We start from the raw sequence: 21,807 nt of genomic DNA on the forward strand, positions 1-21,807 counted from the left end.
CGCTTTTGCGGCTTTCCCGCCACAAAAGCGGACTTCTTACCGCCCTCACACCCGACTCTTCACGATGCGCGACACCTCGCTCACCAGGGCCGAATAGCCTCCTATGTCGTGCACTTGGCAGAAACACCTCAGGTGACACCCGGTCGGCGGACACAGTCGGCGGTGTCCGCCCCGGAACCTCCCGCGCAGTGGCATCGCATCCTCACCCTGCTCGCCGACATCAGTCTGTTCATCGGTGTCCGGCCGGTGTGGACGCAGGCCGCCAGCCACCGGCTCGTCGTGGCGGCGGCCGTGTCCCTCTGCTACGTCTCGATCCTGGTGTGCGGCGTACTGGCCCTGGTGGTGCGCAGGGCACGGTCGTTGGCCCGGATCGACCTCGTCGTCCTGGTGACGGCGGTCCTGCTGACGCTGTCGGCGTGGTCCGTGTTCCACAACGGCGGCGACGAGGCGGTCCTCACCACCCAGGCCGCCAAGGAACTGGTCGCCGGGCACCCGGTCTACGGACAGCCCTGGCCGTGGCTCTTCCACTCCGGTGGCGTCGCGCTGACCCCGACCGTGACCGGCGGCTACGACTACACCTACGGATATCCGCCGCTGGAAGCGCTGTTGACGGCGCCCCTGCTGTGGATCGGGCACGGCGGCGCCCCCGCGACGGCCGTCGCCACCGGTGCGCTCATCGCGGGCGCGGTCCTCATGTGGCGGCTGCTGCCCACCCAGTGGCGCTCGGCGGCCACCATCGCATGCCTGGGCCTCGGTCTGCTGCCGACCTACGGCCGGCAGGGCTATCCCGCCGTCCTGGCCATGGCGTTGCTGGTGCCGGTGGTGATCCGCTGGCCCCGGATCGGCAGGGGCGGCCGGCTCGGGCGCGCCGGGGTCGCCCAGGCCGCGTGTCTGGGGGCGGCCTGCGCGGCGCAGCAACTCCCCTGGTTCCTCACGCCGTTCCTGCTCGCCGGGATCTACGCCGTGCGACGCGGTGAACTCGGTGCCAGGCAGGCGGCGTTGGTGCTGCTGCGGATCCTCGGGATCGCGCTCACCACATGGCTGCTGATCAACACGTACTTCATCGTGCACGAGCCGGGCACCTGGATCGCGGGCATCGCGCTGCCGCTGACCCAGGGCGCGGTGGTGCACGGCCAGGGCCTGGTGGACATCTCGCTGTACTTCACGGACGGCAGCGACCGGCTCGACTGGTACTCCCACGCGAGCATGCTGCTGGCGGGGGGGCTGCTCGCCGTGTTCATGATGTTCGTACGGCGGCTCGGCCCGGCGGCGACCGTCCTGCCCTGGTGCGCCTTCTATCTGGCGACGCGCTCGCAGGACGGCTACTACCTGATGATGACCCCGCTGTGGCTGGCGGCGGCGGTCACCACACCGCTCTCGGAGTTCCGTGAGGCGTGGCAGCCGCGCCCCCGGGCGCTGTCCGGCCCGCACCGCCGCCGGGCCAGGGTCGCGGCGGCCGTCCTGCTGCTCACGCCCGCACTGGCGAGCGCCGCCGTGGCGGCGACGGGCGCGCCGCCGATGACCATGAAGCTCGCCGGAGTGCGGCGCGCGGCGCCCACAGTCGTGACCCGGCTGACCGTCCAGGTCACCAACTCGTCCGGCAGCGCCCTCTCGCCCCACTACATGCTCACCACCGGTCAGGGCATGAGCAGGTTCTGGTCCCAGGTGGGCGGTCCGACGACGCTGCCCGCGCACAGCACCGAGCTCATCGAACTCCAGCCGACCGGGGGGAAGTTCACCCTCCCCCACAAGAAGGTCCGGATCCGGGTGCGCGCGTTCACCGCGACCCCGCAGACGCTGTCCAGCTCGGACGTCCGGCTGCAGCCCGCGGATTGACGATCCGTCAGGCAGCGGTACGCAGGAAACGCAGCGTGGTGGTGACCGTGGTCAGGCCGCGCAGCATGCCCAGCTGGTTCCAGCCCAGGCCGAACTGGTCGCGGTCCACGGTGAATTCGGCGTCCAGGGTGAGTGCCTCGGCGCTCGCGTCCTTGAGCCGGGCGGTGAAGGTCTGTGGGCGGCTGATGCCGTGGACGGTCAGCTGACCGACGACGTGCACGGTGTCTCCGGTCAGCTCCGCGCTGCGCACCGCGAAGGTGATCTCCGGGAACTTCTCGACGTCGAACAGGTCGGCGGAGCGCAGATGCTTGTCGCGCTTGGCGTTCTTGGTGTCCAGGGAGGCGGCGGCCAGGGTCAGCGTGCCGATCGCGGACCCGTCGGGCCGGACCTCACCCTGCCCGGTGACAGTGCCGAAGGTGCCCTTCACATTGACCAGGCCCCACATCGTCCTGTGGCTGATGCCCACGGTGGAGGCGGCCTGGTCGAGCTGCCACACCCCGGTTTCGACGGCGACGGTCATGATCTCTCCCACTGGTTCCAGTAGTCCAAATTTGAATGAGCCTCACGCTAGCCCATTATCCAAATCTGGACAACCATCTCCTCCAAAATTGGACAACAGGTAGACTCGGAACCATGGCCGACCCTGTTGAGCACCCTGCCGACCAGCCCGGATGTCCCTCCTCGCAGGGCGGCGGACTGCTTCCGCCCGAGCTGCGGGCCTGGATGCTGCTGCTGGCTGCGACCGGCGCGGTCGAGCAGGAGCTGCGCTCGGTCGTGAAGGGGAACCTCGACGTCTCGCACGACGAGTTCCTTGTGATGTGCCTGCTGGCCGAACAGCCCGAGGGGCTGCGCATGACCCGGATCGCCGAGCTGCTCGGCCGCCCGAAGACCCGGCTGACGTATCAGATCGCCTGTCTCCAGCATGCGGGCCTGGTCACCCGCAAGTCGGTCTGCGGGGACAAGCGCGGGGTCGAGGTCGCCCTCACGGAGAAGGCCCGACGGCTACTGACGGAGGCGTCGGAGACCCTCTCCGAAACGGTCAAGCAGGCACTCACCCAGTTCGTCGGCCCGGCCCAACGCGAGGCGATGTGCGCCCTGTTGCCGGACCTGGCCGCCGACCCGCAGCGCTCGTCGGCGACGGCCTGAGACGCCCTCGTCGGCCGGCTCAGGGAATCGGGCGGCGCGGGCGGGGCAGGAGTGATCACCTGGAGTCGTTCTCAGTCGTCCGTAAAAGGAGAGCGGCCGCCCTGCGGCGCCGGGAGCTGCACGAAGGAACGGCCGGGGCCCGAGGCGGGCGGGAGCGCGAGCAGCAGCCGTAGCCGTAGCGGAGCCGTCCCGCGTCCGGCTAGGGCGTGTTGCCGGCGCCGGGGGGCCACCGACCGTGCCGTCGCGGGCTGTGCCGGGGAGAACGCCGAACGCAGGGCGGCGAGCACAGCGCAGGCGGGGCCGTGGACACCACGGCGGCCCGTACCCGTGCGCGCACACCACCCTGCCGTCATGGCGCCGCATCCCGGCATCCGAACCCGGGGCCCAGCGGCAGGGCCCGTCCTACTCCTCGATCACTAGGCCCTTCGCCGCGAGGACCGGCGCGAGGCCGCACATCTCGACGACCGTCCTGCCGGCCCGGTACGCGGCGATGAATCCCGCCTCGGCGTCGACGCGTTCCTGTGAGGCGGCGGCGGCCTCGGCCGCGTCCTCGCGCCGGACGACGACCACGCCGTCCGCGTCGGCGCGCATGATGTCGCCGGGGCGGACGAGTACGCCGCCGACGGTGACCGGCTCGCACATGGGGCCGACGGTCTCCTTGACCGTGCCCTTGATGGAGACGCTGCGGGAGAAGACCGGGAAGCCCAGGGCGCGCAGGTCCTCGGTGTCGCGGACGCCGGTGTCGGTGATCAGGCCGGCGAGGCCCTTGGACTGGCAGGCGTTGGCGAGGACGTCGCCGAAGGAGCCCGCCTCCTCGTAGTTGCCGGCGGACACGACCACGACGTCGCCGGGGCGGGCGTAGGCGATGGCGGTCTGGAGCATGAGGTTGTCGCGCGGGGCGCACTGGACGGTGAAGGCGGGACCGCACAGGGACATCGTGCGGTCGACCGGCTTGATGGCCGAGTCCAGTGCCCCGAGACGGCCCTGTGCCTCGTGGATGGTGGCCGAGGAGAAGGCGCTCAGCTGCTTGACCAGGGCGTCGTCCGGCCGGTCGAACTTCGTACTGACGCGGATCATGATGGCCTTTCAGGCGGAGGGGGCGTCGGTCAGTGCGGCGCAGGCCGCCGCGATGCGTTCGCAGGCCTCGGTGAGGACGTCCGTCGAGGTGGCGAAGGAGATACGGAAGTAGCCGGGGGCGCCGTACGCAGCTCCGTGGATCACCGCCACCTGTTGGCTGTCGAGGAGGTGCAGGGCGAAGTCCTCGTCGTTCTCGATCCGGGTGCCCGCGGGCGTGAACTGCCCTATGGCGGCACGGCAGTTGACCAGGAGGTAGAAGCCGCCGTCCGGGACGGTGCAGCTGAGCCGGGGCACGTCGTTGACGAGCTTCACGGTCTCGTCGCGGCGGGCGCGGTAGACGCGCACGGTGTCCTGGACGAAGTCCTGCGGTCCGGCGAGCGCGGCGGCAGCGGCGGCCTGGCTCACCGAGGACGGGCACGAAGAGGTCTGCGACTGAAGGGTGTTGATCGCGGTCACCAGGTCCGCCGGGCCGACGCCGTAGCCGATGCGCCACCCCGTCATCGCGTACGTCTTTGAGACACCGTTGGTGAGGAACACCCGGTCGGCCAGGCCCGGTTCGACGGCCGCGAGGGACGGGGCGTCCTGGTCGCCGTACCAGATCTCGTCGTAGATCTCGTCGGTGAGGACGCCGACGTGCGGGTGGGCCAGCAACACCTGGGCGAGGGCGCGGAGTTCGCCGGTGGTGTAGGCGGATCCGGTGGGGTTTCCCGGGGTGTTGAGGACGACCCAGCGGGTGCGTTCGGTGATCGCCGCCGTGAGGCGCTCCGGGGTCAGCTTGAAGCCGTCCGCCTCGGGGCAGTCCACGATGACCGGGGTGCCGTCGTTGGCGCGGACCATGTCGGGGTACGACACCCAGTACGGGGCGGGGACGACGACCTCGTCCCCCTCGTCCAAAGTGGCCATCAGGGCGAGGAAGATGACCTGTTTGGCGCCGCCGCCGACGGTGATCCGGGAGTCGGTGACGTCGAGTCCGTGGCGTTCGCGGAGTTTGCCGGAGATCGCCGCGCGCAGGGCCGAAGTGCCGTTCACCGGGGTGTACTTGGTCTCGCCCGCCTCGATGGCCTTGATCGCGGCGGCCTTGACGTGGTCGGGGGTGTCGAAGTCGGGCTCACCCACGGTGAGGTCGAGGACGGTGAGCCCCTGGCTCTTCAGCTCGCGCACGCGCTGGGCCGCCGCCGTGCTCGGGGAGGGCTTGATGCGCCGTAGCCGCTCTGCCGTCTTCATGCGATCAGCCCTCCCTGCGCTCGAAGTTGAGGCCACCAGGCACCTGGAAGGTGGGCAGGATCTCGATGTGGCCGATGTTGACGTGCCGGGGCGCGTCGACGGCGAACTCGATGGCGTCGGCGATGTCCTCGGGCTTCAGGGACTCGTAGCCGTCGTAGTACTCGCGCTGGGCGGCCTCCATGTCGCCGAGGAGGCGGCCGAAGATCTCCGTCTCGACGCGGCCGGGGCAGATCTCGCTGACGCGCACGCGGCGGCCGTAGCCGTCGACTCGGAGCTGGCGGGAGAGGGTGTGCACGGCGGCCTTGGTGGCGTGGTAGATCGTGTTGCCGCCGAAGTTGTAGACACCGGCGATGGAGCTGATGTTGACGATGTGGCCGAGGTCGCGCTCGACCATGCCGGGCATGAGCAGGCGGACCAGGTGGAGGACGGCCTGGATGTTGACGGCGATCTGCTCGTCGACGGCGAACTCGTCGGCGGTGAGGATGTTGCCGGTGCGGGAGACTCCCGCGTTGTTGACGAGGACGTCGATCTCCAGGCCGTCGAGGACGGCGGTGAGCGCCTCGGTGTCGGTGATGTCGACGGCGTGGGGGATGCAACCGGTCTCGTCGGCAAGGGTGTTGAGCCGGTCGGCGTTGCGGGCCACGGCGTGGACCTCCAGGCCGCGCTTGGCGAGCCGTTCGACGACCACGGCTCCGATGCCGGTCGACGCTCCGGTGACGAGGGCCGTCCTGTAGTCGGAGATGGGCATGCTGAGGTGCTCCTTGTTGTGCGGGGTGGGGGGTGCGCGGGCGTGCGGGTGCCTGGATGCGCAGGACGGTCAGGCGTCGCGCAGGGGCAGGTGGGCGCGGTCCTTCACCTTGGACACGGCGAAGAGTGTGCCCAGCGCGGTGATGACGGCGTAGAAGGCCGGCATGTTGACGTTGCCCGTCTGCGCGATGAGGTAGGTCATCAGCAGGGGGGCCGTGCCGCCGAAGAGGGCGGAGGAGACGTTGTAGCCGAGGCCGTAGGCGGAGTAGCGCACCCGGGTCGGGAAGAGTTCGACGAGCAGGATGTGGATGACGCCTGTGTGGCCGGCGAACACCACCGCCATGATGCAGGCGCCGATCACGGCGAGCGCCACGTTGCCGGTGCCGATCAGCAGGTAGCAGGGAATGCCGACGATCGCCATCGCGATGGCGGCTCCGGCGAGGACCTTCTTGCGGCCGACGCGGTCGGAGAGGCGGCCCATGTAGGGGATGGCGATACAGATCGCGACCAGGCTGGAGGCGGTGACGAGGAGGCCCTGCACCTTGCTGAAGTTCAGCTCGCTGCTCATGAAGGTGGGCATGTAGCTGAACAGGACGTAGTAGCCGGAGCCGTTCATCAGGGGGATGAACAGGGCCAGCAGCATGGCGCGGCGGTGCTCGGCGGAGGCGAAGGCCTCCTTGAGCGGGTTCTTGGAGAGGCCGTCCTCTTCCTTCAGGCGCGTGAAGTTGGGCGTGTCGCTGATGCGCTTGCGGATGTAGATACCGGCGACGCCGAGCGGCACGGCGAGCAGGAACGGGATGCGCCAGCCCCAGGACTCCATGCGCGCGGAGCCGAGTCCGCTGGTCATGGCGGCGGCGACCAGGGTGCCGGTGAGCAGGGCGAGGAACGAGGCGATCTGCGCGTAGCTGGTGTAGAGCCCGCGCTTGCCCTCGGGAGCGTGCTCGGCGAGGAAGCTCATCGCGCCGGAGGCCTCGCCGCCGACGGAGAAGCCCTGCGCGACGCGGAGCAGGATCAGCAGGGCGGGCGCGGCGACGCCGATGCTGGCGTAGGTCGGCAGCACGCCGATGGCCGCGGTGGCGGCGCTGATGAGGAGGATGACGAAGACCAGCATGCGCTGGCGTCCGATGCGGTCGCCGAGGTGGCCGCAGATGACGGCGCCGAGGGGGCGGAAGAAGAAGGAGACCGCGTAGCCGAGGAAGACGAACTGGACGGCGGTCGCGTTGTCCGTGTTGGGGAAGAAGACGGCGGCGAGCGATCCGGCCATGAAGCCGAAGATGCCGTTGTCGTAGAGCTCGGCGAAGATGCCGACGCAGCCGGCGAGGGTGACCTTGCGGGCGGTTCTGGGATCGACCGTGTTGGGGACTGGCTGAGCGGCCACGGTACTCATGGCGTCTCCTGTCTGGGCAGCAGGCGTGGGATGAGGGGCGTTACGGCTCCGTGCGGGTGCTTCCAGCGGGTGAGCGGGAGCTGTTGAGCGGGGTGAGTGTGGTGCGGGTGGGGTTTGTGGGCATTGGTGGTGGTTTGGTGGTTCGTGCGGGTCGGTGCGGGCTGGGCGCGGCGGAGCCGCATATGTCACAGCCCCCCGCCTCTTTGATGCGGGCCTGTGTCAGGACGGTGCGGGCGCCCGGATGCGCAGTGCCTCGAAGGCCGTGCGGACCCTGGTTCTCAGGGCGTCGATCGCGTGGCGTTGTGCGCGGTGGGCGGTGACCGCCTGGTCGAGGGTGCGGTGGCGGAAGCGGATGGTCTGGCCGGGGCGCACCTGCCCCAGGGCGGACAGACCTGTGGCGGTGACGACGGCGAGGACGGGGTAGCCGGCCGTGACACCGCGACCGCGGTGGAGTACGAGGAGTTCGTCACCGGCGGGTACCTCCACGGCCCCGATGGGGACGCCTCGGGAGAGCACCTCGCCCTTGGTGACGCGGCGGGGTACTGCGCCCTGGAGGCGCAGGCCGATGTGGTTGCTTCGCGGGGTGACCATGAAGGGGGCGTCGAACAGGCGCCGGCCAGTGTCGCCGAACTCGGCCCGGTCGGGGCCGTCGGTGACGTCGATGGTCCAGTTGGCGGGGAACGGGGGGACGGGTGCGTTCAGGCGGAACAGCGGGATGCGGGAGAACGGATGGTCGATGGGCGGGCAGGCCGTCCGCAGGGCGAGTTCGTCGCCTGCGCGGAGGGGCGGGCCGAAGCCCAGGATCGTGTCGGGGGCGCAACTGCCCTGGAGGTGGTCGGCCTCGAACGAGCCGAGTACGGCGAGGTAGACGCGGAGCCCGCGGCGGATGCCGGTGACGCGGATGGTTTCGCCGGCCCGGACCGGGAGCGGTTCCCACTGGGGGCGTACGACTCCTGCGACGCTCACCTCGGCGGGGGCGCCCGTCACGGCAATGAGGATGTCGCCGGAGGTGACGCACGCGAAGTCGAGGGCGGTGATCTCCAGCAGCGGGGCGCGGTCGTCGTTGCCGCACAGGACGTTGGCGACGCGCGCCGAGTGCTGGTCGGCTGCACCGTTGGCGGGCAGGCCGTAGCGGGAGCGGCCGACGCGGCCGAGGTCCTGCACGGTGACGATGCCGGCGGTGCGGACGGTGAGGGTGTCAGCCATGGCAGTCCCCCAAGCTCAACTCGGCGTATTCGTCCCACCGTTGGGGCTCGATCGGCACGAACCGGAACGTGTCGCCGGGGCGGTACGCCGTGATCGGGTCGCTGTGCAGGTCGAGGACGCGCACCGGGGTGCGGCCCAGGAGCGGCCAGCCGCCGGGCGAGGGCATCGGGCAGATGACCGCCTGTCGTCCGGCGACGGCGACCGAACCGGCGTCGACGCGGGTGCGGGGCGAGGCGAGGCGAGGCACCGGCTTCGGGAAGGGCGGGCCGTCCGTCATCGGAGCGCCGGCGGGTGCGCCGAGGCAGCGGACGGTGAGGTCGGTTCCGGCGTGCAGGGCGACGACCTCACCCTCGGACAGGCCGAGTTGGGCGGCCACCTCCGGCAGGTCCGGTCCGTACTCGCCGCCGTAGACGACGGGGACGACGAAGCGGCGCGGAGGTGTGGTGGGAGCGGGGTGCGGGCCGAGGCGGGCCGCCTCGTGGGCCAGGACACGGCGGACGGTGGTGTGGTCGGTGGCGGCGCAGTCGAACTCGACGAGCAGGGCGTCGTAGGTTGGCACCACGTCGTGGACGCCGGTGAGCTGTACGGCGTTCAGGGCGTCGGCGAGGGCGTGGACGAGCCGCCAGGCGGGTTCGGCGTCCAGGCCTACGGCCTTGACGACGAGGGCGGAGTCGCCGCAGTCGGCGATGGTGACGTTGGCGCACTCGGCGATGGTCAGGTTGCCGCTCATCAGGCCTCCCTGCCGCTGAGGACCTTGTCGAGCGAGGTGATCTCGACGCCTGCGGTGAGGAGTTGCTGACGGATGCGTCCGGCCAGGGCGATCGCGCCGGGGCTGTCGCCGTGCAACAGGACGGTGTCGCAGGCGACTTGGACGTCCGTGCCGTCGACACTGCGGATGACGCCCTCCGTGACCATGCGCAGGGTGCGGCGGGCGACCTCGTCCGGGTCGTGGATCACCGCGCCGGGCTCAGAGCGGGGCACGAGCGTCCCGTCGGCGCGGTAGGCGCGGTCGGCGATGCCCACGATGCCGACCCGCAGGCCGCGGGTGCGGGCCGCGTCGGCCAGCTCGCCGTCCTGCGCGAGGACGATCAGCGACTCGTCCAGGGCCGCCACGGCGTCCACGACGGCGCGGGCGTAGTCGGCGCGTACGGCGACCAGGTTGCCTAGGCGGCCGTGCGGGGCGACGTGGTGCACCCGGGTGCCGTGGGCGACGGCGAAGGCCTGGAGGGCGCCGATCTGGTAGAGCACGTCGGTGCGGACCTCCTCCGGGGTGAGGTCCATCGCGCGGCGGCCGAAGCCGACCAGGTCGGGGAAGCTTGGGTGGGCGCCCACGGCGACCTGCATCTCCACGCAGGTCCGCACGGTCGCGTCCATGATCCGGGGATCGCCGGCATGGAATCCGCAGGCCACGTTGGCGGAGGTGAGCATCTCCAGAAGGGCCGCGTCGTCGCCCATTGTGTAGGCGCCGAATCCCTCGCCGAGATCGGCGACGAGATCAACCATGGGGGTCATGACGTCCTCCGGAGGGGAATGCCGGGAAGGGGAATTCCGGGAAGGGAATTCCGGGAAGCGGATGCTGTCACGTCTTCGTGAGACCGGAAACCGTGGACAGAGAACCGTAGACGGGGAACCGTAGACGGGGAATGGTCCGGTGCGGATGCCCCGCTCGACTTGTTCCGCACAACTTATTCCGCCCGTCGCGTGATCGCCAATATCCGTTCGGTCTGGCGTTATCGCGAACGGCTATGACTCCCCCCACACCCTCCACTCACCGGGGCTGTGCTTCGGGGTGATCCCTCCCTACGATGAGGCTTCGCTCCACCTGGAAGGCCCCGCGCATGGACACCAGACGTCTCTACTCGTTCATCAAGATCATCGACGCGGGGAGCATCACGCGCGCGGCCGACATCCTGCACATCGCCCAGCCGGCGCTGAGCCAGCAACTGTCCGCCCTGGAGGCGCAGTTCGGGCAGCAGTTGCTGATCCGCAGCAAGCGCGGGGTCGCCCCGACCGAGGCGGGCCGCGCCCTGTACCGGCACGCCCAGCTCATCCTGCGGCAGGTGGACCTCGCGCAGGCCGCCGTCGACGTCTCCGGCCGGGCCCCCGCCGGCAGTGTGTCGGTGGGCCTCGCACCGTACAGCCTGGGCGCGGCCCTCGCGCTGCCGCTGCTCAAGAGCGTGCGCGAACGCTACCCGGACATCCTGCTGCACATCAACGAGAACTTCGGCGGGGTGATCAGCGAGGCGATCATGACGGGCCGGATGGACATGGCGTTCATCTACGGCGCCGGGCCGCTGCGGGGTGTGCAGTTCGAGCCGGTCCGCACCGAGGACCTCTTCCTGATCGAGGCGCCCGGTGACGCGGTACCGCAGGGGAAGGGCGAGGTGCGTCTGGAGGAGCTGGCGAGTCTGCCGCTGCTGCTGCCCAGCCGGATCCACACGATCCGGCAGGTGGTGGACGCGGCCTTCCAGCAGGCGTCGCTGCGGCTGAACGTGGTGGGCGAGGTGGAGTCGGCGCTGACCCTCGTCAACGCGGTCGACGCGGGCCTCGGCGCGACGGTCCTGCCGTGGTCGGCCGCGCGCGCCATTCTCGATGTCCGGGCCCTGTCCGTACGGCGGATCGTGGAACCGGTCATCCAGGTCAAACTGTCCGTGGTCACGTCGGACAATCAGCCGCTCTCGGAGCCGGCCCTGGCGGTGCACGATCTCTTCCTGGAACTGATCGCCGGCGACAGGAATAAGGACGACGAATAGCGTCACACAAATCCGTTATTTGTTTCCGGTGACCCCCGCGGCTAGTTTTCTTCGAAACCTCTTCGAAATTATTCGCCCCGTCGGCAATACGCGGCTCGTCACTGGAGAAGCACATGAAGAAGCGTGTCCTCGCCACCCGTGAAAACCTGCCCGGCCAAGGTCTGGACCGCCTCTCCGAGAGCGTGGAACTGGTGGCCTGGCCCGGTGCCGGCAAGCCCGGACCCGCCGACCTCGCCGCACTCGCCCCGGGCGTCAGCGGTGTGCTGGCCCTCGGCAACGACCCGGTGGACGCCGCCCTGATGGACGCGGCGGGCCCCTCGCTGCGCGTGATCGCGCTGGCCAGCATGGGCTTCGACAACGTCGACCGGGCCGCCGCCGCCGAACGCGGCATCGTCGTCACGCACACGCCCCGCGTGCTCGCGGAGACCACCGCCGACCTCACCTTCGCGCTGATCCTCGCCGCCCGCCGCAGGCTCGGCGCGGCCGGGGCGAGCCTCGCGGAGGGCTCCTGGGGACTGTTCCGGATGCACGACTACCTCGGCCTCGACGTCCACGGCGCCACACTCGGTCTGATCGGCTACGGCCAGATCGGCCGCGCGGTGGCCCGCCGGGCGCACGGTTTCGGCATGCGGGTGATCCACCACGACCCGTACGCCCCCGACGACGACCTGTCGACCTCGGTCGGCCTGGCCGCGCTGCTGGCCGACGCCGACGTCGTGTCGCTGCATGTGCCGCTCACCGAGGAGACCCGCCATCTGATCTCGGCCCGCGAGCTGGCCGCGATGAAGCCCACGGCCACACTGGTCAGCACCTCTCGCGGCGGGGTCGTCGACGAGGACGCCCTGCTCGACGCGGTCCGCGAGGGCCGGCTGCACTCCGCCGGGCTCGACGTCTTCGAACGCGAGCCGATGGGACGGGAGTTGTCCCCGCTGGTCGCCGAGCCGAACGTGATCACGCTCCCCCACATCGGGTCGGCCACCGAGGCGACCCGGGCCGCGATGGTCGGCCTGGCGGTCGACAACATCCTCGACGTCCTGTCCGGACGGCCCGCCCGTACACCCCTTCCGGGCAGTACGGTGGTGGCGGGCACGCCGGTCGGCGGCTGAACCCCGCCGCTCACCCCGCCTGCGTGCTGGTGAGGCCCGCCCACTGCAGCAGGAACCGCAGCGCCTCCTGCGAGGGCGGTGTAGGCGACGAGCAGCTGCTCGGGGTGGGTGTCGACGGTGAACTGCTGGACGTCGAGGGTGAGTTCACCGGCGACCGGATGGATGTACGTCTTGGTGAGCTGCCGTGGTCCGCGCACCTGGTGGCGGGCCCATCAGGTGCGGAAGTCCGGGTCGCGGGCGCCGAGTTCGGCGACCAGCGCGGTCAGCACGGGGCCGTGCGGGGTGCGGGCCCGCCTCCATGCGCGGGACGGCGACGCACTCGCGGGCGGCTCGGGGCCAGTCGGCGTACAGGGCGCGGAAGGGGGCGTCGAGGAAGGCGAGCCGGATCAGGTTGCGCTCGGCCGGGGGCAGCGCGCCGAAGTCGGTGAGGAGTGCCGAGGCCGCGCGGTTCCAGGCGAGTACATCCATGGCCCGGTGCAGCACCATCGCCGGGACGTCGTGCATCGTGTCCAGCAACTGCCGACGCCCTGGTCCAGCGGGTCAGGGGCTCCGTCGCCCACGTCCGCGCGGCCGGCGGCACCATCGGCTACGTCCGCGTCGCCTTCACCGAGGACGACTGGGCGGCCGTCCCCGAGCACAACCCGGCCTTCAGCGGGGTCGCCGGGGCGAAGATGCTGCACCACGAGGACGCCTCGACCCGGATCGACAAGCGGCTCACCCCGAGGACGGCGACGTCGTCGTCCGCAAGATCCGCCACGGCTCGGGCTCCACCACCGATCTCCACCAGCAGTTGAGCGACCGGGGCATCGACACCCTGGTGCTCGCCGGGATCAGCACCAGCGGTGTCGTCCTGTCCACCGTCATGGACGCCACCGACCGCGACTACCGCGTCCTGGTCCTGTCCGACGGCGTCGCCGACCCCGGTATCCCCCAGCCAGACCGCACACCACCTCGCCCGACCGGAGACGCCACGCGACTGATACTCCATCAGGACGAGTGTCGAACGACCGTCACCAGCGTCATTTCAGCATCAGGATATCGCCCGCAACGCCCACACCACACATAACGCGCACGCACAAAACCGCAGGTCAGGACACCTTGGCCACCGGATCGAGGATCGTGACACGCTCCACATGGTGGGTCATCGGAAGGATGGCGGCCTGAGCGGATCCCAGAAAAGGACCAGTCAGAGCCATTTTGTCGACTCATCGCCCTCCATGCAGACACCCGAAGCGTCAAACGAGCGTCAAGGCCGAGAGCCCGTCCTGCCCAGCACTGAGCAGACTGCAGCAACCAGTCCACCGGGATCCGCCACCGCTCCGGACGCCAGCTCGCACATCATGCCCCTCGCAACGTCTCCGGCCGCCATAATGCAGTCATGCCCTCCAGCACCCCGCCCCGGCCCCGGCCCCGGCCCCGAGGGACATCTCGGGCGCGGACGCCGAGGACCTCGCGCTGTACCGCGAGAAGTTCCGCGGCCGTCTGCCGGAGTCGCTGGACCAGCTGCACGGACCGATCCACGGCGTCGTGGATCTGCCGCTGCACATGGCATGGTCCGGGATGACCTCATATGACCTGGGTAAGCCGCGCCAGCGTATGGCTTGTACCGCACCGTCCTGCACGAGGGGCCTGCACGACGACCTGCCCCGCTATCTCAACCAGGACCTGCTCCTCGAGCTGTGGCCGGTGCTGCGCACGCTCGTCGGCCGCACCGTACGCGCCGTATGGGAAGACGCTTTCCCCCAGCTCGCCTCCCGTACCCGGGCAGCCGCGTGACGGACATGCCGGAGCTGCACACACGGCTCTTGGCGGATGTGATCGCGCTCGGTTCCCCGTACCCCCTGGTCCTCACCGGCGGGTACGCCGTACGGGCGCACCACCTCGTCAACCGCCCAAGCCAGGACCTCGATGTCACCACCGAGAACCCGGCGCCCATGGCAGACATCGCGGCTGCGCTCCGCGTCGGCCTGGAAGCCCACGGCTGGAAGGTGCACGCGCTGGAGACCGCCCCGCTGTCCGCCCGCTTCACCGTGACCGACCCGGCCACCGGGCAGGAATGCGAAGTCGACATCCTCAAGGAGATCTTCTGGCGGCCGGTCGCCCAGAGCCCGTACGGCCCCGTCCTCGCGGAGGAAGACGTGATCGGGACCAAGGTCCGCGCCCTCGCCGACCGCGGAGCGCCCCGCGACCTGATCGACGTGTTCGCAGCTCCCGCCGCTGGACCAATGCCGAGCTCGAAGAATTCGGCCGCCGCCACGCCCGCGGCCGCTTCGAGCGCGGGGATCTGCAGGCGAACCTCACGGGCGCCGAGTGGACCGACGACGAAGCCTTCGCCGCCTACGGGATCGATGACGCCACCATCACCGCTCTCCGCGCCTGGGCTGTGGAGTGGGCCTACAACCTCGCGACCCGCCTCCTCGAAGAGTCCGATGATCCGCGCATCGACTGATCGCATCCGGACCGGATCACAGACTCAGACGATTCGAGCAAAGCCGAGAATGAGCAGGTGGGAAGCAATCAGTCGCGAGCTGGTCGCATCATTTACACCCGGCAAACCGCCGCCCCCCTCGGTACGGGTGATGAACTGAGCTCATTCCTCGCGCGTCCCTATGGATCCAGCCTCCAGGGCCTCGGCCGTAGGAAAGTCGGCGTGAACAGGGCAGCGCGCGCCGATACGTATCGCCCGGACGACGGTCAGCCGGACGGGCCCGCCGCACATAATGCGCACACACAAAACCGCAGGTCAGGCGCTCTTCGCGACCGGCTCAAGGATGGCAACGCACTCCACATGGTGCGTCATCGGAAACAGATCGAACGCCCGCAGCGTCCGCACCCGATACCCCCCGTCCCGGAAATATCCCAGGTCCCGCGCCAGAGCCGCCGGATCGCACGCCACGTACGCGATCTTCCGCGCCCCCAGTGACGACAGGTGCTCCACCGTCTTCTTGCCGGCCCCGGAGCGCGGCGGGTCGAGGACGATCAGGTCGACCTCCGTGATCCCGGTACGCGGGAGCACGCTCTCGACCTTGCCCTGTTCGATCCGGACCCGCTCGAACCCGGCGAGGTTGTGCCGCGCGTCCTCGACGGCCCGCTTGCCGGACTCGATGCCGAGGACCGCGCCCTTGTCGCCGAGGCGGTCGGCGAGGGCGCCCGCGAAGAGGCCGACGCCGCAGTACAGGTCCAACGCCATGTCGCCCTTGCGCGGCAACAGGCCCTGCATGACGGCCTTGACGAGGGTGTCCGCGGCCATCGGGTGGACCTGCCAGAAACCGCCGCTGCCGACGCGGTACGTGCGTCCGTCGGCCCGCTCGCGGACGAACGCGCGGCCGTGGACGCGGTGGATGCCGCCGTCGTGCTCCTCGACGCGCATCACCGAGACCGGGCGGTCCAGTTCGACCAGGGGAAGGCGGGCACCGGGGCGCGGTTCCAGGATGACCATGCGATCCTGGGAACCCGTCGCCGCGATCGCGTCGACCGACGCCATGCCGGACCAGTCGCGCTCCTCGATGCCCAGCTCGCTGACGCCCCGCGCCGCGATCATGCAGTGCTCGATGGGCTCGACCTCGTGCGAACGGTGCCTGCGCAGACCGGCGTTGCCGTCGACGTCCACCGCGTACTGGACGCGGGTGCGCCACTGCGGGACCTGGCCGGCGGGCAGCTTGTCGCCCTCGGCGGGCATCACCGTGCCGTCCCAGCCGGCCTCTTCGGGCGTGAGGCCCGCGAGCCGCTGCAGCTGCTCGGCGATGACCTCGCCCTTGAGGCGGCGCTGGGCGCCCGGCTTGGCGTGCTGCCAGTCGCAGCCGCCGCAGCGGCCGGGGCCGGCGTAGGGACAGGGCGCCTCGACGCGGTCCTTGGACTCCTCCAGGATCGTCACGGCGTCGGCCCTCAGGAACCGCGCGCCCTCCTCGCCGTCGGTGACCCGCGCGATCACGCGCTCACCGGGCAGCGTGTGCCGGACGAACAGCACCTGCCCCTCGGCCGTACGGGCGATACAGTGCCCGCCATGGGCGACGGGGCCGACCTCGACCTCGTACTCCTCCCCCACCAGCGATTTCTTCGGTTCTGCCTGCATGGCGGGGTGACTCCACAACGTCAAAGGGGGAACGGCCGGACAACAGCCCACCAGTCTACGTGGGCCCTGCCCGGCCGCTCACCACAAAGCGAACCATCCAAACCAGCGGCCCGAACCAGCGACCGAAATCTGCGGCCAAGCCCCTCGGCCCGAACCAGCGACCGAAATCTGCGGCCAAGCCCCTCGGCCGGGACCAGCGGCCGAAACCCTCGGCGCTCAGCCCTTGGTGTCCGAGGACTCCTTGTGCCGTTCCTCCGCGGGCCCGCGCCGCACCGCACCCGGCGCGCTCCACTCCTGCCGCTTCCGCGCCCGGATCTTCGCCGCCTCGGAGGACTCCAGCTGGTACGGCACCGACGTCACCATCACGCCCGGCGTGAACAGCAGCCGGCCCTTGAGGCGGAGCGCGCTCTGGTTGTGGAGCAGGTGCTCGTACCAGTGGCCGACGACGTACTCGGGGATGATCACGGAGACCGCGTCGCGCGGCGACTCCTTCCGCAGCCCCTTCACGTACTCGATGATCGGCCGCGTGATCTCCCGGTAGGGCGAGTCGAGCACCTTCAGCGGTACGTCGATGGCGCGCCGCTCCCACTCCTCGCGCAGCGCCTTGGTCTCGGCCGGGTCCACGTTGACGCTGAGCGCCTCCAGGGTGTCCGAGCGCATCAGCTTGGCGTAGGCCAGGGCCCGCAGCGCCGGGCGGTGGATCTTGGAGATCAGGACGACCGAGTGCACACGGGACGGGCGGAGGCTGTCGTCGCTGGGGCCCTCGGGGGCGGCGATCTCCTCGGAGACGCGGTCGTAGTGCTTACGGATCGCGGTCATCGTGGCGTAGAAGATGCACATACCGAGCAGTGCCACCCAGGCGCCGTGCGTGAACTTCGTGACCAGGACGACGACCAGCACCAGGCCGGTGAAGAACGCGCCGAACGCGTTGATCGCGCGCGAGCGGACCATGTGGCGGCGCTTGGCCTGGTCCGTCTCGGTGGCGAGGTGGCGGTTCCAGTGCCGGACCATGCCGGTCTGGCTGAGGGTGAAGGAGACGAACACACCCACGATGTAGAGCTGGATCAGGCGGGTCGAGTCGGCGCCGTAGATCGCGATCAGCAGGGTGGCGGTGCCGGCGAGCAGCACGATGCCGTTGGAGAAGGCCAGGCGGTCGCCGCGGGTGTGCAGCTGGCGCGGGAGGTAGCGGTCCTGGGCGAGGATCGAGCCGAGCAGCGGGAAGCCGTTGTAGGCCGTGTTGGCGGCCAGGAACAGGACCAGCGCGGTGGCCGCGGCGAGGACCACGAACAGGAAGCTGCCCTTGCCGAACACGGCCTCGGCGACCTGGGAGATCACCGGATTCTGGACATAGCCGGAGCCGATGGCGACGCCGTTGTGGATCAGGTCGGTGGCCGGGTTCTCGGCCATGCGGACCTTGGTCGTCATGGCCAGCGCGATGATCCCGCAGAACATGGTGACGGCCAGCAGGCCCATCGCGGCGAGGGTGGTCGCCGCGTTCTTCGACTTGGGCTTGCGGAACGCCGGGACGCCGTTGGAGATCGCCTCGACGCCGGTGAGGGCGGCACAGCCGGAGGAGAAGGCGCGCAGGAGCAGGAAGACGAGCGCGAAGCCCGCGAGGCCCTGGTGCTCGGCCTTGATGTGGTAGTCGGCGGTCGGCGCCCGCATGGTGTCGCCGAGGACGAGTCCGCGGAAGGCACCCCACGCGATCATGATGAAGACGCCCGCGACGAAGACGTACGTCGGGATCGCGAACAGCGAACCGGACTCCTTCACCCCGCGCAGGTTCATCAGCGTGAGGAGCACCACGACGGCGATCGCACAGACCACCTTGTGCTCGACCACGAACGGAACCGCGGAGCCGAGGTTCTCGATGCCGGAGGCGATCGAGACGGCGACGGTGAGGACGTAGTCGACGAGCAGGGCGCTGGCGACGGTAAGGCCGGCCTTGGGGCCGAGGTTGGTGGTGGCCACCTCGTAGTCGCCGCCGCCGCTGGGGTAGGCGTGGACGTTCTGCCGGTAGGAGGCGACCACCGTGAACATCAGCACCACGACCGCGAGCGCGATCCAGGGGCTGAAGTGGTACGCCGACACGCCCGCGATGGAGAGGACCAGCAGCACCTCGCCGGGCGCGTAGGCCACGGAGGACAGCGGGTCGGAAGCGAAGACGGGGAGTGCGATGCGCTTCGGCAGGAGCGTTTCGCCCAACCGGTCGCTGCGCAGTGCGCGCCCGATGAGGATGCGCTTGGGCACGTCGGTCAGTTTGGACACAACAGAGGATCGTAGGCCTTCGAACAGGCGATCCTCTACTCGCCACCTGCCTGAGCCCTGTCATCTGCCTCACGGGTGAAATCGGTGACGAGTGGAGTTGCGGATTCCGTCGGGAGTGGCGACTCCGTGTCTATATGACAAAACCCCGCTCCCGCCCGCCCCCTGGAGGTTCCATGCCCTCGACCGCAGAGCTGATCGGCGCCCTCGCCGCCCTGGCCGGCCTCGGAATCCTCACCCTGGCCAGTGTGCGCAGCATCGGACGCCGCTGACGCACAGGGGTGCCCCGCAAGGGCCGGACGTGTGTACTTTGGCCTCGGTCTGAGACCCTGATGGGGCTGAGCATTGATTTCAGGACACCGGAAGGACGGTCGTGCACATCGTCATCATGGGCTGCGGCAGAGTGGGTTCCGCTCTCGCCCAGACCCTGGAGCAACAGGGGCACACGGTCGCCGTGATCGACCGGGACCCCACCGCCTTCCGTCGGCTGGGCCCTGGATTCGGCGGTCGCCGGGTCACCGGGGTCGGCTTCGACCAGGACACGCTGCGCGAAGCGGGCATCGAGGAGGCGGGCGCGTTCGCGGCCGTCTCCAGCGGTGACAACTCGAACATCATCTCCGCGCGGGTGGCCCGCGAGATGTTCGGCGTCGAGAACGTCGCGGCCCGGATCTACGACCCCCGCCGCGCCGAGGTCTACCAGCGCCTGGGCATCCCCACCGTCGCCACGGTCCGCTGGACCGCCGACCAGATGCTGCGCCGGCTGCTGCCCTCGGGCGCGGAGCCGCTGTGGCGGGACCCGACCGGCGGCGTCCAGCTCGCCGAGGTGCACGCCTCGGCCGCCTGGGTCGGCCAGCGGATCAGCAAGCTGCAGGAGGAGACGGGCGTCCGCGTGGCGTTCCTCACCCGTCTCGGCGAGGCGATGCTGCCCTCTTCGCAGACCGTGTTGCAGGAGGGCGACCTCGTGCACGTGATGATGCGTACGGACGAGGTCGCCAAGGTCGAGGCGGCGTTCGCCAAGGGTCCCGAAGAGGAGGGCGGTCACTGATGAGGGTCGCCATTGCCGGAGCCGGCGCGGTCGGACGTTCGATCGCCGGTGAGCTGCTGGAGAACGGTCACGAGATCCTTCTCATCGACAAGGCCCCGACCGCGATCTCGGTCGAGCGGGTCCCCCAGGCGGAGTGGCTGCTGGCCGACGCCTGCGAGATCACGTCCCTGGACGAGGCGGCGCTCCAGCGCTGCAACGTCGTGATCGCCGCGACGGGCGACGACAAGGTCAACCTGGTCGTCTCCCTCCTCGCGAAGACGGAGTACGGCGTCCCGCGCGTCGTGGCCCGCGTCAACAACCCCAAGAACGAGTGGCTCTTCAACGAGTCCTGGGGCGTCGACGTCGCCGTCTCCACCCCCCGCCTGATGTCGGCCCTGGTCGAGGAAGCGGTCTCGGTCGGCGACCTGGTCCGCCTGCTCCGCTTCAGCCACGGCGACGCCAACCTCGTGGAGCTGACCCTCCCCGAGGAGTCCGCCCTCGCGGGCACCCAGGTCGGCGACGTGGAGTGGCCCGAGGACACCTCCCTGGTCACGATCATCCGCGGCACCCGCGTCCTGACCCCGTCCCGCGAGGACTCCCTGGAGGCGGGCGACGAGCTGTTGTTCGTGGCGGCCCAGGCACGCGAGGAGCAGCTGGAGGACCTGTTGTCGGTGCGCCGGGAGGACGCGGCGAGCTGAGCGGGTCCACGACGAGGAGGGGCGCCCTGAGAGTTCAGGGCGCCCCTCCTCGTCGTGACCGAAGAAGCGAAACTACGCGTCCCGCCGGTGTCGGCCCTCCGCCGTGGCAGCGGCCGCCTTGCGTTCCTTCTCCGCCTGTTCCTCGGCCTCCATCTCCGCGAACACGTCGATGGGCGCGGGTGCCTTCGCGAGGAAGACCCAGGTGAGCCAGACGGCGAGGAGGAAGGGCGGGATCTTCAACGCGACCAGGACCCAGCCGAGTTGGGCGGTGTTGGCCCACCAGTAGAGCGGGAAGAGGATCGCGCACTTGGCGAGCAGGATCAGACCCCAGGCCCAACTGGCCTTCGCGTAGGCCTTCTTGCGGCCCGGGTTGCGGGTGCGCCAGGAGAGGTTCTCCTTGAAGACCGGGCCGAGGATCAGGCCGATCAGCGGGACGCCCGCGAGGGTCGTGATGATGTACGCCAGCGCCAGGCCCAGCGTGTAGAGCATGCCGGGGAGGTAGAAGTTCTTGGCGTTGCCGGTCATCATCGCGAAGACGACACCGAAGGCGACGCCGAAGACACCGCTGAAGGCGTGCTTGACGGTGTCCCGCATCACCAGGCGGACCACGACCAGCACCAGGGACACGGCGAGGGCGGCGATGGCCGACCAGTGCAGGTCCTTGTTGATCGTGAAGATGGTGACGAAGAGAAGGCCGGGCAGGACCGTTTCGATCATGCCGCGCAGCCCGCCGAACGCCTCGAAGAGAGCCGCCTCGGTCACCGCCCGGACATCCTGCTCGCTGTCTTCGGCGTCCACGGTCTCTGTGGTCGGCTTGTCGAGCGACGTCACCGGCTACTCCCGTCCGAGGGGTCTCAGTTCGTATTTCGGGTTGAAGAGCACCCGGCGGCCTCTGCTCATGGAGATCCGGCCGGACGCGATCAGCTTGCGCCCCGGTTCTATGCCCACGATGGAACGCCTGCCGAGCCACACCACGTCCAGGGCGGCGGAGCCGTCGAACAGCTCGGCCTCCAGGGCCGGGACTCCTGCCCGGGGGCGCAGCGTGACCGTGCGCAAGGTACCAGTAACCGTCACGATCTGTCGGTCGTGGCAGTCGCCGATCCGGACACAGCCCTCGGTCTCGGAGTCCTCACGCAGCTCCTCGGACTCCAGGTCCTCCTGCGAGGAGGACAGCCGGTCGAGCATGCGCCGGAACCGGCCGGCCGGCTTTTCGGAACGGGAGACAGCGCTCATATCTGAAGCGTACCGGGGTCCACCGACAGCAAC

21 protein-coding genes and 2 pseudogenes are annotated in these 21,807 nt (G+C 70.0%); 9 read left to right on the top strand and 14 right to left on the bottom strand.

The window, feature by feature from the left end; all coding sequences use genetic code 11:
• Positions 1-162: 162 nt before the first annotated feature.
• On the top strand, positions 163-1,836 hold the full coding sequence (locus AB0I51_RS27615) for a hypothetical protein (protein ID WP_362979559.1): 1,674 nt from the start codon (positions 163-165) through the stop codon (positions 1,834-1,836).
• A gap of 7 nt (positions 1,837-1,843) precedes the next feature.
• Here the strand turns inward: AB0I51_RS27615 and AB0I51_RS27620 are convergent, their stop codons facing one another.
• Positions 1,844-2,356 (bottom strand): YceI family protein, encoded by a 513-nt coding sequence (locus tag AB0I51_RS27620; RefSeq protein ID WP_362979561.1) that lies wholly within the window; start codon positions 2,354-2,356, stop codon positions 1,844-1,846.
• 113 nt (positions 2,357-2,469) lie between these two features.
• Between AB0I51_RS27620 and AB0I51_RS27625 the strand changes: the two genes are divergently transcribed.
• The gene (locus AB0I51_RS27625) at positions 2,470-2,982 is read left to right on the top strand and encodes a MarR family transcriptional regulator (protein ID WP_362979563.1); all 513 of its coding nucleotides are present in this window, start codon (positions 2,470-2,472) and stop codon (positions 2,980-2,982) included.
• Positions 2,983-3,384: 402 nt separating this feature from the next.
• On the opposite strand, the gene AB0I51_RS27630 is transcribed toward AB0I51_RS27625, so the two are convergent.
• The 7 genes from AB0I51_RS27630 to AB0I51_RS27660 all read right to left on the bottom strand — a co-directional run bounded on the left by AB0I51_RS27630 (position 3,385) and on the right by AB0I51_RS27660 (position 10,135).
• Positions 3,385-4,059 carry a 4-carboxy-4-hydroxy-2-oxoadipate aldolase/oxaloacetate decarboxylase gene (locus AB0I51_RS27630; protein ID WP_362979565.1) on the bottom strand — a complete coding sequence of 225 codons (675 nt, stop codon included), beginning with the start codon at positions 4,057-4,059 and terminating at the stop codon, positions 3,385-3,387.
• A 9-nt stretch (positions 4,060-4,068) separates the two neighbouring features.
• Positions 4,069-5,283, bottom strand: coding sequence for an aspartate transaminase (locus AB0I51_RS27635; protein ID WP_362979567.1), 1,215 nt, complete (start codon positions 5,281-5,283; stop codon positions 4,069-4,071).
• 4 nt (positions 5,284-5,287) lie between these two features.
• Positions 5,288-6,031, bottom strand: a complete 744-nt coding sequence (locus AB0I51_RS27640) for an SDR family oxidoreductase (protein WP_359610103.1) — start codon at positions 6,029-6,031, stop codon at positions 5,288-5,290.
• Positions 6,032-6,100: 69 nt separating this feature from the next.
• Positions 6,101-7,417: an MFS transporter gene (locus AB0I51_RS27645; RefSeq protein WP_362979569.1), complete on the bottom strand. Its 1,317-nt coding sequence runs from the start codon at positions 7,415-7,417 to the stop codon at positions 6,101-6,103.
• A 219-nt stretch (positions 7,418-7,636) separates the two neighbouring features.
• Positions 7,637-8,623 carry an allophanate hydrolase gene (locus AB0I51_RS27650; protein ID WP_362979571.1) on the bottom strand — a complete coding sequence of 329 codons (987 nt, stop codon included), beginning with the start codon at positions 8,621-8,623 and terminating at the stop codon, positions 7,637-7,639.
• Positions 8,616-9,353: an allophanate hydrolase subunit 1 gene (locus tag AB0I51_RS27655; protein ID WP_362979572.1), complete on the bottom strand. Its 738-nt coding sequence runs from the start codon at positions 9,351-9,353 to the stop codon at positions 8,616-8,618. The genes AB0I51_RS27650 and AB0I51_RS27655 overlap by 8 nt, the downstream gene beginning before the upstream one ends.
• Positions 9,353-10,135 carry a 5-oxoprolinase subunit PxpA gene (locus AB0I51_RS27660; protein WP_362979574.1) on the bottom strand — a complete coding sequence of 261 codons (783 nt, stop codon included), beginning with the start codon at positions 10,133-10,135 and terminating at the stop codon, positions 9,353-9,355. Before AB0I51_RS27660 ends, AB0I51_RS27655 begins: the two co-directional genes overlap by 1 nt.
• 326 nt (positions 10,136-10,461) lie before the next feature.
• Between AB0I51_RS27660 and nac the strand changes: the two genes are divergently transcribed.
• Entirely contained in the window at positions 10,462-11,376 is a 915-nt protein-coding gene (gene nac, locus AB0I51_RS27665) for a nitrogen assimilation transcriptional regulator NAC (protein ID WP_362979576.1), read from the top strand.
• A 113-nt stretch (positions 11,377-11,489) separates the two neighbouring features.
• Complete coding sequence (locus tag AB0I51_RS27670; RefSeq protein WP_362979578.1) at positions 11,490-12,482, top strand: D-glycerate dehydrogenase; 993 nt, start codon at positions 11,490-11,492, stop codon at positions 12,480-12,482.
• A gap of 116 nt (positions 12,483-12,598) precedes the next feature.
• Here AB0I51_RS27670 and AB0I51_RS27675 read toward each other — a convergent pair.
• Both AB0I51_RS27675 and AB0I51_RS27680 read right to left on the bottom strand, forming a co-directional pair.
• Positions 12,599-12,646 (bottom strand): annotated as a pseudogene (locus AB0I51_RS27675) (hypothetical protein); the annotation flags it as partial.
• The gene (locus tag AB0I51_RS27680; protein ID WP_362979580.1) at positions 12,627-12,998 is read right to left on the bottom strand and encodes a hypothetical protein; all 372 of its coding nucleotides are present in this window, start codon (positions 12,996-12,998) and stop codon (positions 12,627-12,629) included. The gene AB0I51_RS27680 and the pseudogene AB0I51_RS27675, both read right to left, overlap by 20 nt.
• Here AB0I51_RS27680 and AB0I51_RS27685 point away from each other — a divergent pair.
• The 3 genes and pseudogenes from AB0I51_RS27685 to AB0I51_RS27695 all read left to right on the top strand — a co-directional run bounded on the left by AB0I51_RS27685 (position 12,949) and on the right by AB0I51_RS27695 (position 14,931).
• Positions 12,949-13,548, top strand: a complete 600-nt coding sequence (locus AB0I51_RS27685) for an isochorismatase family protein (RefSeq protein WP_362979582.1) — start codon at positions 12,949-12,951, stop codon at positions 13,546-13,548. The genes AB0I51_RS27680 and AB0I51_RS27685 overlap by 50 nt on opposite strands.
• A gap of 530 nt (positions 13,549-14,078) precedes the next feature.
• Positions 14,079-14,258, top strand: a complete 180-nt coding sequence (locus AB0I51_RS27690) for a hypothetical protein (RefSeq protein WP_362979584.1) — start codon at positions 14,079-14,081, stop codon at positions 14,256-14,258.
• Between the two features lie 5 nt (positions 14,259-14,263).
• A pseudogene (locus AB0I51_RS27695) lies at positions 14,264-14,931 on the top strand (nucleotidyl transferase AbiEii/AbiGii toxin family protein).
• 294 nt (positions 14,932-15,225) lie between these two features.
• Here the strand turns inward: AB0I51_RS27695 and AB0I51_RS27700 are convergent.
• Positions 15,226-16,554 carry a TRAM domain-containing protein gene (locus AB0I51_RS27700; RefSeq protein ID WP_362979586.1) on the bottom strand — a complete coding sequence of 443 codons (1,329 nt, stop codon included), beginning with the start codon at positions 16,552-16,554 and terminating at the stop codon, positions 15,226-15,228.
• 216 nt (positions 16,555-16,770) lie between these two features.
• Entirely contained in the window at positions 16,771-18,822 is a 2,052-nt protein-coding gene (locus AB0I51_RS27705; RefSeq protein WP_362979588.1) for an APC family permease, read from the bottom strand.
• A 370-nt stretch (positions 18,823-19,192) separates the two neighbouring features.
• On the opposite strand from AB0I51_RS27705, the gene AB0I51_RS27710 reads away from it, so the two are divergent.
• Positions 19,193-19,864, top strand: a complete 672-nt coding sequence (locus tag AB0I51_RS27710) for a TrkA family potassium uptake protein (protein ID WP_362979590.1) — start codon at positions 19,193-19,195, stop codon at positions 19,862-19,864.
• Positions 19,864-20,541 carry a TrkA family potassium uptake protein gene (locus AB0I51_RS27715; RefSeq protein ID WP_019061074.1) on the top strand — a complete coding sequence of 226 codons (678 nt, stop codon included), beginning with the start codon at positions 19,864-19,866 and terminating at the stop codon, positions 20,539-20,541. The genes AB0I51_RS27710 and AB0I51_RS27715 overlap by 1 nt, the downstream gene beginning before the upstream one ends.
• Positions 20,542-20,613: 72 nt before the next feature.
• Here the strand turns inward: AB0I51_RS27715 and AB0I51_RS27720 are convergent, their stop codons facing one another.
• Complete coding sequence (locus AB0I51_RS27720; RefSeq protein ID WP_362979592.1) at positions 20,614-21,372, bottom strand: DUF3159 domain-containing protein; 759 nt, start codon at positions 21,370-21,372, stop codon at positions 20,614-20,616.
• A 3-nt stretch (positions 21,373-21,375) separates the two neighbouring features.
• On the bottom strand, positions 21,376-21,774 hold the full coding sequence (locus tag AB0I51_RS27725) for an OB-fold nucleic acid binding domain-containing protein (RefSeq protein WP_019072967.1): 399 nt from the start codon (positions 21,772-21,774) through the stop codon (positions 21,376-21,378).
• Between the last annotated feature and the right edge of the window lie 33 nt (positions 21,775-21,807).

Source organism: Streptomyces sp. NPDC050549 (genome assembly GCF_040655035.1).
Taxonomy (GTDB): domain Bacteria; phylum Actinomycetota; class Actinomycetes; order Streptomycetales; family Streptomycetaceae; genus Streptomyces.